Below are 15,667 nucleotides of genomic sequence, written 5' to 3'. Positions count from 1 at the left end.
CAGTTTTTGCGATCGCTTGTTTTTTCTCCGACTTCACAAAATCGCGTTGCTCCCACTCAGATGATGAACTGGAGGAGATAAAAACTGCAATTACAGCCTTTGTCCAGCACAAAGCAGCTTTGAGTAGGCAGAAAATTAAACATATTGTGCAAGAAGTTAAACAGACAATTCACAATCTGGACGCTGAAAATTCCGAACTGCTAAATGATGGATTAAGGAGCATAAGCCAAGATATCAAAAGCGGTTCCGAACGCTTTCGCCAACAAACAAGACAAGCCCTCAAAGTATTTGCACTCCCACCAAGTAAGGCAGGATAAAAGCTTTGTAATCAGTTTTAACCCTTCAAAAGCCATATCCATCATTCTGATAATTTCATCCCTTGCTGCTGCACTCGTAGCCTTTGATAACTACAAATTTAGTAGGCATAGAGTCACCAAGCCAGAATACAGAGAATTTCAAGATCCTAATATTTATTTGGAGGTTCCGTCATGGTTCCAGAAATAGCTCAAAGCCCCGAACTGTTAGACCTAATTGACCAATCACTGGCACTGCTAAACAAAATACAAAAGCACCCTGATTTTAAGTCTGTTGAGTATGCACCCGACGTTACTTTAGGAGATGCCGAGCAAGCTTTAATCGAACTGCGTTGGGAGACTTTACCCCAATCTCCCATAATCAATATTTTTGCTCTTCAAGGTTTCACTAATTAACACTACAAACAGGAATCAAGCATCATGGATCAGAAGAGATTAAACCCAGCACAATCACCCAAAATCAAAAACCACGTTGCACCTAAAGCGCGTCGTATTGGGGCGATGCTTAAGAATAAATTCGGTGTTGATTTGACAGACTTTGACAAGGCGTGTCAGGGTGATTTAGCAGCAGCCCAAAGAGTTGGGGAGTTAGCGCGTCAGGGGTCGATGTATAAGGAGTTCGCCCCTCAAATTGCCGAGCTATATGGAGAGATTTTAGAGGGAAGTGAGGCTTATAACAAAGCTGTTAGCGATATTTTAGTTCAAGCTGGTAAGTCAGCCCTCGCCATTGATAAAGCTACCATGAAAGCCACCCTCGAAAACACCAAATATGGTCATTCCCGGAGTGAATTAGCGGCTGAATTTGTGGCTTCTAAGTCTGCGGAATCACAACGCCACAAATACCAGATGAACTACACCCAGATTAAGGGCTATATCGATGCACACTTGGTAGGAATCGACCAAAAAACCAGTTTATTAGAACAGTCCAATAGACCCGAAATCAAACAAATAGCAGCAGATGAACAGTATGAAAAGAAGGAATTAAACGAAGCACTGAATAAAGGAGACAAAGCCAGATATGACCTTATCCCTGAGAAAGACTATCAATCATCTCCAGGACTAAAAGCTAAACTGCTACAACTGAAAACTGCACTAGGTTTCTAACCAATAAATAACCCCAGTCGCTTGTCAATCAATTTTAGATTGCCGATTTTAGATTAAAAAAGAAAAAATCTGTTAATCCAAAATCATAAATCCCAAATTGATACAGTCAAGATTTCTGGGGTTTGAGTATGTAAAACCCCACCTATCCTACTATGCAGCCTGACCACCTTGATGAACTTCTAGATACTGAAGACTCAGAACCAAACCAAGACACAGCGAGATATCTGCAATACATCGAAAATAAATTGTATGAAGAGATAGAAGCGCGTAAACGGCTTGACAGTGGGGTGTTATTTCTAGTCTGTCAACTTGGTTCAGTCAGTCTCAGTTGGTTCTTATTTACCCTACAAGTTTCTATTAGTTTGATAGTTGCAACTTGCATTATTTGTGCATTGCTTCCCGGACTTATCGATGCTGGCGAAAGTTTCAATTTTGAATTATCTAGTGAGCGTTGGGAGGTACGCCACAGTAAACCATTGGTTGCAATTTCCAAACTTGCCATTGGTGGGGTTATTTCCTGGCATTCCACCCGAAAAATTAGCAGTGCAGTCTATCAAACTCATGCAGCCATTAAGGAAACTTACAGCGAGATAAAAGCGGCTGAGTCCTTGGGTAGTGGGGTTCAAATCCCAGGCTTAGAACTATTAATAGCTGGTGTAGTCGGGGTGGGGTTAATAGCCTTTTCAAACATCAGGAATAAGGGGAACTCAGATGTATAGAAAGAACGGTTTTTTAACTAATTTCATAGGGGTGCTAGTGTTCATCGTATCCGCCAACTATTTAATCATGGGATTGTACGACACTGGTTATAATTTGGCATTACTTGCAGATTGGATGCGTGAAAACCAAATAGATAGAAGCATTATTAATTTCATCAATGCTGGGATGATTCACATTGAGTTAATTATGATTGTGAGTTTTTTATTGGCTTTGTTGTTTGTATGGATTAAGTGAACAATTGAACCATGCAAGAGATAGAACAATTCAACCACCAACTGAAAGCACAACGAAGAACAGCCACATTCTTATCAACTGCTTTGTTTATTGGTGGTGTTTCGCTATGTCTTCCACTGTTTGCGGACACTACCAAATATCCTGAGACATTATTCTGCTTAAATTCTGATACTGACGTGTGCGAGGGTCATCAAATTAAGCGCGGAATTAGTTGGATAATCGACCGGGAACGGCGTAACTTCACTTTTGATAGCAAAGTGAAATTCCTGCGTGTACTTCCTCCAGAATCGCCTAAAGCGCCCCTTTATGGTGTACTAGGAACTGTTCTTTTAATTGGCGCGTATGGTGTAAGTAAATCACTCACAGATACACAGGAGAAAGCAATTCATTGTCAATTCTCACTGCTGAAAATAAAAGCTTTGGAAAATGATATTTATGTTTCAAATCATCTGGATCTAACTGCATTTAGTAAACAGCATCAATCACAAATAACTAAGGAGATAATTGCACGGGATACGGTAGGGGCAATCGAACAATTGAAGACTGAAGGAGAACAGCAGCTTGACCACATCAACGGACAATTACAAGGTGAAGTGGCGCTTAAAAGTCACGAGTTACAGATATCAGAACTTGACAAGGCTATTGCAGATAATCGGTTATCTACTGCTGAAACTAACCGCAAGTTAGACAAATTAAATAAACCGACTGGTGACACGGGAACTGCTACACAATCCCCTAATGATTCCTTGAGAAATAGCTTGATAGATGCCCTGAAACACCATGAAGACGGTTATTTGTGGAAAATTATCAATTCACTTAAACCATTGTGGCTTATAGGCAATCAAGGGTCAGGCAAGACTTATACTGCTGCTGCGATCGCACTCATCAGAAAATACTGCCTAGATGCCTCAATTTATCAATTAATCGACCGTCACGCCACTGGTGACAATGCGGATGTATGGAAACTGCTAGAAGCCAGCAGTAAGGCAGAATCAGAGGATGAAATCAGCACAGCTTTTGAAGATTGCTGTGATAGGTGGCTGCAACGGATTAAGGAGAAGCCTACCAAAAAGCAGCAGGTAATTTGTGATGAATTTACCAATTTAAAATCATTGTGTGGTGACAGTGCAATTGCATTCTTCAAAATGTCCCTCACCGACACCCGCAAAGCCAAAGAATACCTACTAGGAATCACCCATAATGCCACCAATGAATCATTCCCAGATGGTACAGCATCAGCCCGGAAAGCCGGAACTATCCTACTAGAGAAATTTAGCGCCAATGGTGAAACACCACTGTCTAGGGTAGTTGTCCGCTATGGGCTTGTAGATGAGAACGGAAACAATTTAGAAGATGAGGAGAGGACATTACCTAGCTGGATGCACCCTGAACGTATTTACCAGCACTTCAACGGTAAGCCAATCAATTTTGAAGATTAACGTAAATCGTCTGAAGAAAGTGGGGAATGATTACTGGCGGAAGGCGTGAGAAGAATATCGCCAAATTACAGGTGAATTACCTTAGTCCCTCAAGGAACTTTCAGATTTTTGTGAGTTAGACCTCTTTCAAGAACTGGGCGATAGCGGAGTGTCGGGGGCGGACTGCGGAGGCTGGTCATCGGTTACTCTGTGGAAAAACATAGTCTTCCACAAATATGACACCCCTTTCAAATCTGCATGGTCGCGCCTTAGAGTGCCTTATAACCGAATTGATCATTAAAACATACCCTGGAGTCAACCTAACAGCCAGAGCAAAAAATGATCAAGTTAGAGATGCCAGCAAGTTGGTACAGTTGGATTCATTACTCTTAAATGAACTCACCCAAGCGGCTAATGCACTGCTGCTCAAGTGGCTAAATCCTCAGTTTCAGTTGTCTAACCAACCATCAATCACGGTAGATCGACTACCAGATCAGAATAAGAATGATGTTACTGACATTTGTTTAACTTCAAGATCATGGACAGTTAATCTATCACTCAAGCACAACCATACCGCACTCAGACACCAACGTCCTGGGACAACTCCAAAACACTGCGGTTTCCTTCAGGGGAGTGTAGAAATGCAGCAGTTTAGACAACAATACCGAGTAATCACACAGGAGTTCATGCAACATATTGGACAGGCAAAGCTATTTGCCGAACTACCGTCTGCTTTGATTGAACAGCATTTGTATACTCCAGTCTGTAATTTGGTTAGCCAATTTATTAATAGCCATGCTTCCACTTGCACCACCCAGTTATTTCAATACCTTGTTGGTGATGTTAATTACTACAAAATTATTGTTGATACCCACGCCAGAACCCTGAGTATTCAGCAGTTTGCAGAAATCCAAATGCCTACTAACCTTATCGCCACCGTGAACAAACAGTATGTAAATTTGAGTTTTGACAATGGATGGGAAATTTCTATGCGCTTACATACCGCATCAAGCCAACTGAAAAACTCTCCTAGTTTGAAATTTGATACTAAGGCACTAAATAATCCGCTGACTGCTACGATAATTCCTTATGTTTAAAAGTCCATTACGTTATCCTGGCGGTAAGCAAAAGGCAATTCCTCAAATTGCTCACTATCTACCTCCTACATTTAAGGCATTCCGTGAACCTTTCGTTGGTGGAGGTGCTGTATTTTTTCATGTTTTACAGAAGTACCCTAGTATGTCTTACTGGGTCAATGATCTCAACCCAGAACTGTATTACTTTTGGCATCAGGTCAAAATTAATCTACCAGAGCTAGTTGAGTCAGTCTGGAAAGTAAAAAATCAGACAACAGATGGACGCGCCTTGTTTAAATCTCTCGCCGCCGCAGATCCGAGTAATATGAGTCCACTTGAGCGGGCTGTGCGGTTCTTTGTTCTTAACCGGATCACGTTTTCGGGAACCATTGAGAGTGGCGGTTACTCTGGTGCTTCCTTCAAAGGTCGGTTTACAGACTCTTCGATTGAGCGATTAGCAGCTTTGGATGGTTGCTTTGTTAATACCAGTGTGACTAACTTCGACTACAGCACCCTACTTACTGAACCTGGGGAAGATGTATTTATTTTTCTAGATCCACCTTATCTCAGCAAGACTCAATCTAAGCTCTATGGTAAGAGAGGTGATTTGCATACCTGTTTTGACCATTCTCGCTTTGCCAAACTGATGGCGGAGTGTTCACATAAATGGTTGATTACTTACGATAACTGTGAACAAGTGCGGCATCACTTTTCTTTTGCCTACATTTATGAATGGGAGTTGCAATACGGGATGAACAATTACAAACAGGAGAAGGCAGAGAAAGGCAAGGAGCTTTTTATCACTAACTATCCTGTTGAATCATACAAGTTGCCTACAATCATGGAGGTTGTGTGAGGGTCAGGTTAGAACTGGCGAATTTACAAAAATGATGAACTAATCGCGCTGCTCCCAACTGGTGCTGGCAGTGGTCGTATTAGAGAATGGTACAGCAATATTTTTTCTGATGAAACTAAAAAAAACTCGATAGAAACATAATGGGTCTTGAGAGAAGTATTCTGTCAAATTGTGAACCTTGGTCCGAGTGGAAAGTGTGCTTCTCTTACCGTAAATTATTTCTCGGATATATCTGGTTTTTGATTTTTGATTACTATCAGTGTTCCAATGGTGCTTATAAGTAATATATAGCACCATTTTTAAGCCAATTTACAGAGCTTACTGTTTAGGCAAGCTACCTGTATTTTCGACTATATCCTTTACGAAGTCATCTAAAACATTCTTGTCGTGGTTATCATAAACAAAAACAATCTGTGTTTTATTATACGTAATACATTGCGTCGGACTTGCCATTGTTCTTAATCCACCTCCGGGAGTCAGAAGATTAAACACTAAGTAAGGCAAGGTAATCACCGAATGTATACTTTTGAGCCTGTTACTCCACCGACACAAGATTCGTAAAGCCCCAGCTAATGGCACTTTCGCCGAATTTGGGGTATAATGAATGTAGGCTGAATTAGCCTCTGTTTTGGGCTTATTACAGTTATCAAACATATGTTATTTTTCCTAATTGTGAACGAAGGTGTTTCCGGTTAGCGAATATTAACTATCACGAAGAAGCGCTCTTGGATGGCAGTCCAGGGGCGTTTTGCATTGCGGCAAAAGTTGCCCGGCATTCTGGTGTAGTTTGCTGTCTCTATTGTAGCACCGGAAAAAGGATTTTCAAGAAAAATTTCGTCAGCACAAGTAAAACCGAACTCTAAAAAGGGGATTTCCTTTAAAGGCAATCCTTATTAGGATATATTTACGGAATAGCTTGTCTGTCTATAAATTAAGCCTAGTATTAGTTTGAAGGTAAAAAAATTACAATTACCCATGCAATATTGACGTAGGCATAGGCAAATATTGCACACCGTGCTACAATAGGGCTATTATGGCTGAAGCAAACAAACCCAAGAACTTACTGTTCATTCACTCAATTCTTGACGATGCCGGACTGTCGCCTGCTGAGTTTCGCTTGATCTGTCACATTGCTAGGCGTGGAGTTTGTTATTCCACTCTTGCAAAAATTGCGGAAGTCACAGATATGTCAGTTCGTACTATTCAAAAGACTCTCAAGTCTTTAGTTGAACAAGGTTTAGTGCTAAAGGAGACAAAACCTGGCCGTCCAGATATTTATCGTTTGCCTGAACCTGGTACTCTCTCTCAAAAGCTCAAGTCTCGTAACTCTCAAGAAAGTAAAAAGTCAAAAGAAAAAGGAAGCACATCGGAGCAACAGGAAGAAAATACCTTAACTAACGATTCTGTTCGGGATTTCTCACCAAATTTTTCATAAGTAAAAAGTGGAGCTTAAATCCCTTTGACCGCCGACTGAGCGCTCGTGTGTTGGGCTAATCTAGGCTAGGGCTGATGCTTTACAGTCGGTGGTTTCCCTGTAATCTCAAATCTTGCACCAACCGAATAAACCCTTTTTTCAGATATTCTAGTGAAACGCGACTCCATTTATTACCAAATATTTAAACGCTTCCCTGCGTTAATTTTTGAACTCGTTGATGACCGTCCTGAACAGGCGCAGAACTATCGATTTGAGTCGGTTGAGGTGAAAGAAACCGCCTTTCGCATTGATGGGGTTTTTTTACCTCCAGAGGGTGCAACACCCAGAGTTATCTTTTTTGCCGAAGTTCAGTTCCAGAGAGATGAAGCTTTGTATCATCGCTTCTTTACCGAGTCGATGATGTATTTGAACCGGAATCAATCTGAATACGATGACTGGTACTGTGTGGTAATTTTTCCATCACGCTCTTTGGAACCAAGCGATACAAGAACTCATCGAATATTTTTAAACAGCGACCAAGTGCAGCGCATTTATTTGGATGAGCTAGGTAATCCTAATACTCTGCCAATAGGCATCAATTTAATGCAGTTAACAATCGCCTCAGAGAAGGGGATGGCAGAACAAGCTCGTCTATTAATTGAGCGGGTACAATTAGAGTCAACGGATGCACTGCCGAAAAACGAAATCATAGATATTATCACCACGATTGCTGTTTACAAGTTTTCTTCGTTGAGTAGAGAGGAAGTGGAAGCTATGCTGGGACTAAGTTTAGAGCAAACAAGGGTTTATCAGGAAGCGAAAGCTGAGGGTCGGGAAGAAGGTCGGGAAGAACAGAAAGCTGAAATGTTGTTTGCAGCTGTGCCACTGTTACTAAAAACAGGGATGAGTGTAGAACAGATTGCTCAACAACTCAATGTTGATGTAGAAGCTGTCCGGCTTGCTGCACAGAAGAACACACAGAAGTAAGCGCACGGGAGATTGGCGTTTACAAGTTTACGTAAGTTTTATGTCCAGTTGATTTCGGTATAGACTGCCGTATAGACGTTAGTGGAAACTGCCGTTGATGGTAGACAAGGGGTGAAAATCTGGGACTGGGGCTGATGGGCAGCGTTGATATCAATTGCTCCTAAATTGGGTATTGCATCCAGCACACGCAGTCAGCGACTTAAGTAAAACTTATCAATCAACGAGAGAATCAGGATCACAAGCGGAGCGATTGATAAGCCTGAGTTAAGTGTGTGAAGTCGTTCACGAAAAGATCACCTTTCCAGGGATAATGGGATGTAATAGTAGGTTTCTACTCATCACACACGAGTCCGGGGAATGAGAACGCTGACTGAGTTGGTAGAAGAGTGGTTGGACGTGCATCACGGAAAAACTCGCGCATCGTATCACAATACCATTCGCAAGTTCTTAATTTTTACCTCGGTGTCGGCTCTTGCTGACATTCAGATCCGTCACGTCCGGGATTGGTTAGATTCCTTGCAAGAGGCAGACACGACTAAGGTTAAGCATCTCAACATTCTCAAAGCGTTTTTTTCCTATGTGACCAGTTTGGAGAAACCGCCGATTTCTCGTAGTCCGATTCCCAAGCAGTTCAAGTTGCCTAAACCGAAGGATACTTTGGTGGAGCGTATTCTTACGCCGGAGGATGTGGATGCGATGATTGCCGCGACGACTGACAAGCGCAATCGGTTAATTTTAAAGACTTTGTATTTAACAGGGATTCGGGTGTCTGAGTTGTGCGGGTTGCGTTGGAAGGATGCGATTGCTTCTCGCGGTGGTGGTGGGCAGATTAATGTTTACGGCAAGGGTGGGCGGACTCGTAGAGTTCATGTCCCCCAGTCGCTATGGCTGGAGTTAATGTCACTGCGCGGTGAAGCGTTGAAGGAAGCGCCTGTGTTTGCCAGTGCTGCGGGTAGACCTCTAGCACCTTCCCATATTGACAGGGTGGTGAAAAGGGCGGCGGCGGCGGCGGAATTAGAGAATGCCATGAATGTTTCAGCCCACTGGTTTAGGCACAGTCACGCTACCCATGCTTTGGATGAAGGTGTTCCGGTGCATTTGGTTCAGGCTACTTTAGGGCATACGAGTTTGGATACTACGAGTAAATATCTGCACGTAAGTCCTGATAGGAGTTCTGGGGAGGTTTTGGTTAAGCGATGGTCTGAGCCATTTTGAATTTTTAGCTTTAAATTGGGTCATCTGGTTCAGATGCACTAAAACCATCCAAAAATGCCAAGCCCGTTTTGTAGAAGACATTATTATCTACATAGTGTTTAGCTGCCTCGCTTAAAGCTGCTTTGCCACCGTTTAACCACCGTTCTCGATTCAATAGTTGTCGCCGAAATGTTTGCCATTTTGTCGGTTGATTAACTCTAATTTCTTCAAATTCTGCCTCAATAATTTCCTGAGCTTCTGCCTCACTTGCAGTTGGATGGTTTTGCTGCAATGTCTTCAAGATTTGAGTGATTTCGGTTAACGCCTCAGCAAAGCCTGGATCAGCAGCATATTTCTTAGCAATAACTTCCCCTGGGTTATTCTCGATAATCTGAACCACATCAGCTTTAATACTGTATTTATTACTATCTGACATTGCTGTGAAAGGTTGAAGTTCAACTTCATTTATAGCATTTTGCTGTTGATAAACTGGTGACTTGCGAAGAAGTTGCTCAAAGTCGAAATCATTAACTAATCTTTGAACACTCACCATTTGATAACTGACTTGACATTGAATCTGGTATTGTTTGTCTTCCAAAAATTTGTGGAGTATGTTCAAAGGATAAAAGTGGGGGATTGGGCTGCAATTGCATTCTTTGCAATTGCAGGGAACGAGAGTTTTGTATTTCAAACGTTCATATAATTTGTAAATTTTTTCAAATTCATGTCTAATAATAGTTAATAAATCCCGCCTTCGCTTGCCAGATAAACGAATTCTGATTTCCCCCTTATGATAACGGTAATACTCAATCACCTCTGCTCTGGTTTCATCTCTGTTCAAAACTACACCGCTTCTCCATACACAAGTCTGTTCCTCAATCCAAGGATGCATCTCGACAATGAACCGTGTAAGTATGCCCTTGGGCGTAAATTCATATTCATAATTTAAGAAAAGGTTATCAGTTTTATCCCAAGCATATTCTGGTTGGTTAGGACTGAGTAGTTGGGGAGCAATATAGATGCCTGGGCAACTAGGGATCTCATAGCACAGCTTGAAGTTCATCATTAGTCGTAGTAATTCTGGTCGCATAGTGGCGTATCGATCTTCATGCCATATGGTTGCTAGATCAGTGCGATCAAATTTACCAAGATTTTTAATCACTTGTTTATTATCAAGTACTTTGTAGACGGCATCTGTACCCCAAGTAGGTTTGAGAATTACCGTCTTATTCAAAAGGTCATCTTCTTGAAAGTGAAGACACACCCCTAAATCATGCAGGTAGCCACTGAGTTGGAGCTTATCTTGTTGGTTCGTAAACCCATTTTTCGTGCAAATGTCGAAGTATTCATTCAGACTAATATAATTGCGTGGATCTTGTTCTAAAACTTCTCGTACTTGCACCCAAGTTTTTGGAAGCTCTGTCCCAACATGAGGCAATTGATGAAGATAAAATTGAATAGTAGTAAGGATTTCTGACAAACCACGATTTGTGGCGAGGTTAGTAGCAAGGATATCTTTGAGATGAGTAAATTCACCCCGTAATTGACGCTCGTTGATTTCTCGCTGGCGATCCTGTTTCTCATTTTTTACGATGAGTAAGGGACTATTATTACTAAGCAGTTCAACAACTCTTAACCAATAATAAAAATCAGTATCTTCTTTACGGGTATCTACTACCAAAGCATATAGAGAACGTTTCGTAAGGAAGAACTGGTGGGTAGAGTGATAAATTTCCTGACCTCCAAAATCCCAAATATTTACACGAAACTCTTTACCATTGTTCAAGTGACAATACCATTGAATTACATCAATTCCTTCGGTTGAAACTTCATCATGTTGCAGCAAATAATTTTGGTCTTGAATTTTTTTTGCTAGTGATGTCTTGCCTGCCCCGGCTTCTCCAATGATTATCAATTTAGCTTCATATAGATAATCTTTTGATTGTTCTAACTGATCGTAAAAACTGAGAATTGCTTTCCAGCCTTTTATTCCTATTTCAGGTGGAATTTCAGGTAATAAATTATCTTGTATATCAAGTGTATGCAGCTTGAGAAGTTGCAAAATTGTTCTCGGCAGCTTACTCAGCTGATTTTCACGTAAGTTAAGTGATTTTAGATTGGTAAGTTGACCTATCTCAGATGGCAATTGAATTAAATTATTGCTACGTAAATTGAGAGATTTAAGATTATAAAGTTGACCCATCTCCGGCGGGAGTCGGCTTAAGTTATTGAAGCTACAATCAAGGTTTTCGAGGTTAACAAGTCGACCAATTTCTGGAGGTAAAACACTTAGTTTACTGTAATGAATCTTAAGTGTTTGCAGGTGGGAAAGTTGACCAATTTCTGGGGGTAACTCCGTTATCTCAGTGTAGCTAAGGTTGAGGGATTTTAAATTTTTAAGACTGCCAATTTCTGGGGGTAGGCTCTTTAGTTTATTTCCCCTCGGTTGTTCTTCGTCTATATCCCACTTTCCTAAAATGAGTGTTTCAAGATGAATAAGCTGCTCAATCGCAGGTGGTAAGAATGTTAATCTATGACCTGCAAGATCCAGTTCACGTGCTTCTTTTTTGGCTGCGCTTTGAATGATTTGAAATAATTCTGGCTCTGTCATAAATGGCTTATATTGAAGGTATGACAATTAGCATTGGTCAGAAATTAGCCGATTCAGCTTTTTACTGGGTCATCGTGGTGGATACCGTTCAATTTGTTTGTCAACAGGACGAATATTAAATAATTTGATTTGTACAGAATCAACTGTTGAAATTTGTACCTGATCAGTTTGTTCAAAAGCTTCACGCATCTCCACAAAACAACTTGTGTCATAGCAATGACTTGATGTAGCTTGATTCTATTAAGTTTACTGCTAAAATTACTGTCTTAGCTAGAACTTCTCCTCATCTGATACACTTCAATAAACTGGAAACAAAAACCGAGTTGATTGACCCAACGTCATTGACCCAACGTCAACGTATCTTCTAGGAACCAAAGCCAGTGTCAACATCTGACTCTCCATGCCGCATTATTGCCCTGTTTAATCAGGCGGGTGGTGTCGCCAAATCGACACTGACCCAAAACTTGGGATACCACCTCGCACAACGAGAACACCGCGTCCTCCTCATCGACATCGACCCCCAAGCCAGCTTAACCAAATTCATGGGGGTAGTACCATCTCAATTACAAAAAACCATTGCTGATGCCATTATCGATGAGCAGCCCTTACCAATTCATGAGGACATTCACGGTATGGACTTGGTTCCAGCTAACCGAGTCTTGAGTGGAGCCGAAATGCAGTTAGTCAGTGCAGCTATGCGTGACTTGCGCCTCAAGGAAGCCATAGAACCAGTTTTAGATGACTATGATTTCATCCTTATAGACTGTCCCCCCAGTTTAGGATTACTTTCTTATATCTCCCTAGTTGCAGCTACACACGTTCTTGTCCCCATTGAAACCCATCTCAAAGCTTTCGAGGGAACCGATGAATTGTTGCAAACTATTACCCACGTTAAAAATAAAGCTAACCGCAAAATTCAAATAGCTGGGTTTATTCCCACGCGGTATGCTCAACAAAACTCAGCCGATAAACGCGCATTAGCAGCTATCCAAACACAACTGTTAGCTTGGGGTCGGATATTTCCCCCCATTCCCAGAGCTACGGCTTTTGTTGATGCTACAGAAGAACGTGCGCCTCTAGCAGTGTTTGACCCTAAACATTCTATAGTCGCTATCCTTAAAGAAATTGCTTTTGCTTTGGAGGCTTTGTGATTAGACGTAAGCAAACTGATAAACCTTTTGGGGGTCAAATTACCACCCCACCCCCAGCACCTTGGTTAGACTCACCGGAGGTCAAGACAGCAGGTGCTACTGAAACTACTGTCAAGCTCAAAGATATTCGTCTGCCTGAGCAGCAACCCAGGCGATACTTTGACCCACAAGCATTAAAAGAATTAGTCTCGTCAGTTAAACAGCATGGCATTCTCCAACCTTTGTTGGTGCGTCCTGTGGCGGAAGGTCAATATGAATTGGTGGCAGGAGAACGACGCTATCGGGCAGCTACAGAGGTAGGACTAGAAAATGTGCCTGTGGTTGTGCGTGAGCTAACTGATGACCAAGCTTTTCAGTTGGCTTTGATAGAAAACCTGCAACGAGAAGACTTAAATCCTGTCGAGGAAACAGAAGGGATTTTGTACCTGTTGGCTATCCGACTTGGGTGTGATGCGGAATCTGTAAAATCCCTGCTGTATCGGATGAAGAACGCCCAGAACAAAGGGGAACAGGACTCAAAAAATTCATTAAATGAATCTAGGAGAAACGTTTCTCCTAACTCAGATGATGAGGCGGAATCTGGGGAAAACATTTCTTCTAAAAGAGATGATAAGACGGAATCTAAGAGCAACATTTCTCCTAAGTCAGATGAATCGAAAAAATCTAGGAGAAACGTTTCTCCTAACTTAGATGATGAACAATTTCTCACGGTAAAAGAGGTGTTTGAAAGCCTGGGGCTAATGAATTGGCTATCATTCACCACCAAGCGTTTACCTTTGCTCAATCTGCCCTCTGAGATTTTAATGGCACTGCGCTCTGGTCAGTTAGAATACACCAAAGCCCAAGCCCTGGCACGAGTAAAAGATGATGAACTGCGAAAACAACTTTTATCAGAGGCGATAGCTCAGGACTGGTCTTTAAGCCAAATCAAGGAACAAATCCCAGCCAGCACTTCGGCTGAATCACCCGACTCATCTAAAGCATCTAACCAAATACCGGAACAACTCAAAAATATCACCCAGCGCATTAAGAAGCGTCAGCTTTGGAAAGAACCTCGGAAGCAGAAACAGCTAGTAAACCTTTTAAACAAGCTGGAAGCGTTACTGGGTGATGAGTAAGAAGGGTTTGGGGTTTGAGGTTTGGGGTATCCCCATCAATAAATTGAGGGGCTTTAAACCAATTGGGTGTAGAGTAGAATGTTAATTTTATTGCTCAACTTTTTCTTTACCCCCACACCCTACACCCTAGCCGCTACACCCTAGTTTTAGTAATTTGGCAGGAAGTGCTTTTGTTTAGCACAAGTTGCTGTGTTATCAGGGGGAAGAAACGGAGATGGCAGAAAGATTACAGATTCGAGAATTACTCAATGCTTGGTTAGATTTCATCAAAGTCGAAAATTTGAGTAATGCCAAAGTAGAATCTGCCGATTCGGAACAACCCAATATCTGGGAGTTTGGGGTGAATCTAATCGGTGATAAATTATTGCTTGATGAGTCTTTATTCAAGGAACTCAAGGAACCGTTTAAAAGCTCAAAGAAAAAAGTTCAACCAAAATTACCATCAATTGCTGTAGCTTTCCCGCAGATTTATGAGATTGAAACGAATCGCCGTCAATTTCGCCCGTTGTTTACCATCGATATTTCTCCTATCTTTGCAGGCAATTATCGTACTGGGGGATGGGATTTAACTGATTACGAGTTTCAGCCTGTTATTCCCAATTTGATGCAGTGGTACGGGTTGGAGGAAGAAGGGGCTGAGGAGTTAGTTACTAGGGAAGGGTTGAAGGTGTTTCTGGAAACTACTTTTAATCGTCCTTTTAAAACGCTACAGGATTTTATGGGGCTGATTGAATTACCAGCCTTTCCTGTGCGGTCGAAACTTCTGCCTTATCTGTTGGACTTTGACTACTTTCCTTTCAATTACAACCTTAAAAAAGATTTTCTGAAAATTAGCGACCAGAGAAACTGGAATTGGGCAAGACCCGGACATCCGGCTTATGAATACTTGTTTGGAGAACCACTTGCACCTGAGCATGACATCCTCTTTTTAGGGGCTTTGACTCACTCACCACCGGATGATTATCAAGCACTGGCTTTGAAACATTCCCAGTCAAATCCTATTACTGCGGTAATTGGCCCACCGGGAAATGGCAAGACCACACTGTTGTTACATAAGATAGCGCAACAAGTGGTACGTCGTGCTGTGGAATTAGCAAGAAAGGGTGAGGATGAAAGTAATTTAACTTTGGTTACTAGCACGAATAACCATGCTGTCAAAAATGTTGAGGAACTCTTAGCCAGCCATTTCTCTCTTGACCAGGAACGGGTGGGGAGTAAGGAGCAGGAAGCGGAGGGTCAAGGCTTTCTCCCCTGCCCTCTTCCCCCTGCACCCAGCCTCTTCTCTGACGGTTTCTACTTATCAGGCGGTTCTTTGGAGTTAGTGGATAGCCAAGTTTTACCTCGCTTGCAAGCTGCACTGGATTGGTTGGCTACGGCAACGTTTAATTGTAGCGAACTGCAAACATAAACGCTTCAAACTGCAAACAAGGCGATTTTGAAACCACATTAAGGGTCTTGGCAACTTTTGGT

General features: G+C 41.8%; 16 protein-coding genes and 1 pseudogene. 14 read left to right on the top strand and 3 right to left on the bottom strand.

Annotated elements, in window-relative coordinates:
* The 8 genes and pseudogenes from ACM0OW_RS25085 to ACM0OW_RS25050 all read left to right on the top strand — a co-directional run.
* A pseudogene (locus ACM0OW_RS25085) lies at window positions 1-317 on the top strand (hypothetical protein); the annotation flags it as partial.
* A 171-nt stretch (window positions 318-488) separates the two neighbouring features.
* Window positions 489-710, top strand: a complete 222-nt coding sequence (locus ACM0OW_RS25080; protein ID WP_414553338.1) for a hypothetical protein — start codon at window positions 489-491, stop codon at window positions 708-710.
* A gap of 24 nt (window positions 711-734) precedes the next feature.
* A complete protein-coding gene (locus ACM0OW_RS25075; protein WP_414553336.1) occupies window positions 735-1,418 on the top strand; it encodes a hypothetical protein in 684 nt (227 codons plus the stop codon).
* 152 nt (window positions 1,419-1,570) lie between these two features.
* Window positions 1,571-2,137 carry a hypothetical protein gene (locus ACM0OW_RS25070; RefSeq protein ID WP_414553335.1) on the top strand — a complete coding sequence of 189 codons (567 nt, stop codon included), beginning with the start codon at window positions 1,571-1,573 and terminating at the stop codon, window positions 2,135-2,137.
* A 67-nt stretch (window positions 2,138-2,204) separates the two neighbouring features.
* Window positions 2,205-2,372 (top strand): hypothetical protein, encoded by a 168-nt coding sequence (locus tag ACM0OW_RS25065; protein ID WP_414552825.1) that lies wholly within the window; start codon window positions 2,205-2,207, stop codon window positions 2,370-2,372.
* An 11-nt stretch (window positions 2,373-2,383) separates the two neighbouring features.
* Window positions 2,384-3,811, top strand: coding sequence for a hypothetical protein (locus ACM0OW_RS25060; protein WP_414553333.1), 1,428 nt, complete (start codon window positions 2,384-2,386; stop codon window positions 3,809-3,811).
* Window positions 3,812-4,026: 215 nt separating this feature from the next.
* Window positions 4,027-4,887: a HaeIII family restriction endonuclease gene (locus ACM0OW_RS25055; protein WP_414553332.1), complete on the top strand. Its 861-nt coding sequence runs from the start codon at window positions 4,027-4,029 to the stop codon at window positions 4,885-4,887.
* Complete coding sequence (locus ACM0OW_RS25050; RefSeq protein WP_414553330.1) at window positions 4,880-5,722, top strand: DNA adenine methylase; 843 nt, start codon at window positions 4,880-4,882, stop codon at window positions 5,720-5,722. The genes ACM0OW_RS25055 and ACM0OW_RS25050 overlap by 8 nt, the downstream gene beginning before the upstream one ends.
* 318 nt (window positions 5,723-6,040) lie before the next feature.
* Here ACM0OW_RS25050 and ACM0OW_RS25045 read toward each other — a convergent pair whose 3' ends face one another.
* The gene (locus tag ACM0OW_RS25045; protein WP_414553328.1) at window positions 6,041-6,376 is read right to left on the bottom strand and encodes a hypothetical protein; all 336 of its coding nucleotides are present in this window, start codon (window positions 6,374-6,376) and stop codon (window positions 6,041-6,043) included.
* Window positions 6,377-6,414: 38 nt separating this feature from the next.
* Window positions 6,415-6,609 (bottom strand): hypothetical protein, encoded by a 195-nt coding sequence (locus ACM0OW_RS25040; protein WP_414553327.1) that lies wholly within the window; start codon window positions 6,607-6,609, stop codon window positions 6,415-6,417.
* Between the two features lie 146 nt (window positions 6,610-6,755).
* Here ACM0OW_RS25040 and ACM0OW_RS25035 point away from each other — a divergent pair, with 146 nt between their 5' ends.
* The 3 genes from ACM0OW_RS25035 to ACM0OW_RS25025 all read left to right on the top strand — a co-directional run bounded on the left by ACM0OW_RS25035 (window position 6,756) and on the right by ACM0OW_RS25025 (window position 9,338).
* Entirely contained in the window at window positions 6,756-7,157 is a 402-nt protein-coding gene (locus ACM0OW_RS25035) for a helix-turn-helix domain-containing protein (RefSeq protein ID WP_414553325.1), read from the top strand.
* A 150-nt stretch (window positions 7,158-7,307) separates the two neighbouring features.
* Entirely contained in the window at window positions 7,308-8,123 is an 816-nt protein-coding gene (locus ACM0OW_RS25030) for an Rpn family recombination-promoting nuclease/putative transposase (protein WP_414553323.1), read from the top strand.
* A gap of 357 nt (window positions 8,124-8,480) precedes the next feature.
* Window positions 8,481-9,338, top strand: a complete 858-nt coding sequence (locus tag ACM0OW_RS25025) for a tyrosine-type recombinase/integrase (RefSeq protein ID WP_414553322.1) — start codon at window positions 8,481-8,483, stop codon at window positions 9,336-9,338.
* A gap of 10 nt (window positions 9,339-9,348) precedes the next feature.
* Here ACM0OW_RS25025 and ACM0OW_RS25020 read toward each other — a convergent pair whose 3' ends face one another.
* Window positions 9,349-11,928, bottom strand: coding sequence for a COR domain-containing protein (locus tag ACM0OW_RS25020; protein WP_414553320.1), 2,580 nt, complete (start codon window positions 11,926-11,928; stop codon window positions 9,349-9,351).
* A gap of 380 nt (window positions 11,929-12,308) precedes the next feature.
* Between ACM0OW_RS25020 and ACM0OW_RS25015 the strand changes: the two genes are divergently transcribed.
* The 3 genes from ACM0OW_RS25015 (at window position 12,309) to ACM0OW_RS25005 (ending at window position 15,605) form a co-directional block, all read left to right on the top strand.
* On the top strand, window positions 12,309-13,079 hold the full coding sequence (locus ACM0OW_RS25015; RefSeq protein ID WP_414553318.1) for a ParA family protein: 771 nt from the start codon (window positions 12,309-12,311) through the stop codon (window positions 13,077-13,079).
* Entirely contained in the window at window positions 13,079-14,197 is a 1,119-nt protein-coding gene (locus ACM0OW_RS25010; protein WP_414553340.1) for a ParB/RepB/Spo0J family partition protein, read from the top strand. Before ACM0OW_RS25015 ends, ACM0OW_RS25010 begins: the two co-directional genes overlap by 1 nt.
* Before the next feature lie 214 nt (window positions 14,198-14,411).
* Complete coding sequence (locus tag ACM0OW_RS25005) at window positions 14,412-15,605, top strand: AAA domain-containing protein (protein ID WP_414553317.1); 1,194 nt, start codon at window positions 14,412-14,414, stop codon at window positions 15,603-15,605.
* Window positions 15,606-15,667: the final 62 nt, after the last annotated feature.

This window comes from Anabaena sp. CCY 0017, from assembly GCF_963920885.1.
In the GTDB taxonomy this organism is placed as follows: domain Bacteria; phylum Cyanobacteriota; class Cyanobacteriia; order Cyanobacteriales; family Nostocaceae; genus Nodularia.
Note: the sequence above shows the minus strand (reverse complement) of the source record. Positions and strands in the feature narration are given on the sequence as shown.

Excerpts from the sequence above, each read along its gene's own strand:
- ACM0OW_RS25035 (WP_414553325.1), top strand. The coding sequence starts at position 6,756 with ATGGCTGAAGCAAACAAACCCAAGAACTTACTGTTCATTCACTCAATT.
- ACM0OW_RS25060 (WP_414553333.1), top strand. The coding sequence starts at position 2,384 with ATGCAAGAGATAGAACAATTCAACCACCAACTGAAAGCACAACGAAGA.
- ACM0OW_RS25050 (WP_414553330.1), top strand. The coding sequence starts at position 4,880 with ATGTTTAAAAGTCCATTACGTTATCCTGGCGGTAAGCAAAAGGCAATT.
- ACM0OW_RS25055 (WP_414553332.1), top strand. The coding sequence starts at position 4,027 with ATGACACCCCTTTCAAATCTGCATGGTCGCGCCTTAGAGTGCCTTATA.
- ACM0OW_RS25020 (WP_414553320.1), bottom strand. The coding sequence starts at position 11,928 with ATGACAGAGCCAGAATTATTTCAAATCATTCAAAGCGCAGCCAAAAAA.
- ACM0OW_RS25070 (WP_414553335.1), top strand. The coding sequence starts at position 1,571 with ATGCAGCCTGACCACCTTGATGAACTTCTAGATACTGAAGACTCAGAA.
- ACM0OW_RS25045 (WP_414553328.1), bottom strand. The coding sequence starts at position 6,376 with ATGTTTGATAACTGTAATAAGCCCAAAACAGAGGCTAATTCAGCCTAC.
- ACM0OW_RS25025 (WP_414553322.1), top strand. The coding sequence starts at position 8,481 with ATGAGAACGCTGACTGAGTTGGTAGAAGAGTGGTTGGACGTGCATCAC.
- ACM0OW_RS25005 (WP_414553317.1), top strand. The coding sequence starts at position 14,412 with ATGGCAGAAAGATTACAGATTCGAGAATTACTCAATGCTTGGTTAGAT.
- ACM0OW_RS25065 (WP_414552825.1), top strand. The coding sequence starts at position 2,205 with ATGGGATTGTACGACACTGGTTATAATTTGGCATTACTTGCAGATTGG.
- ACM0OW_RS25075 (WP_414553336.1), top strand. The coding sequence starts at position 735 with ATGGATCAGAAGAGATTAAACCCAGCACAATCACCCAAAATCAAAAAC.
- ACM0OW_RS25080 (WP_414553338.1), top strand. The coding sequence starts at position 489 with ATGGTTCCAGAAATAGCTCAAAGCCCCGAACTGTTAGACCTAATTGAC.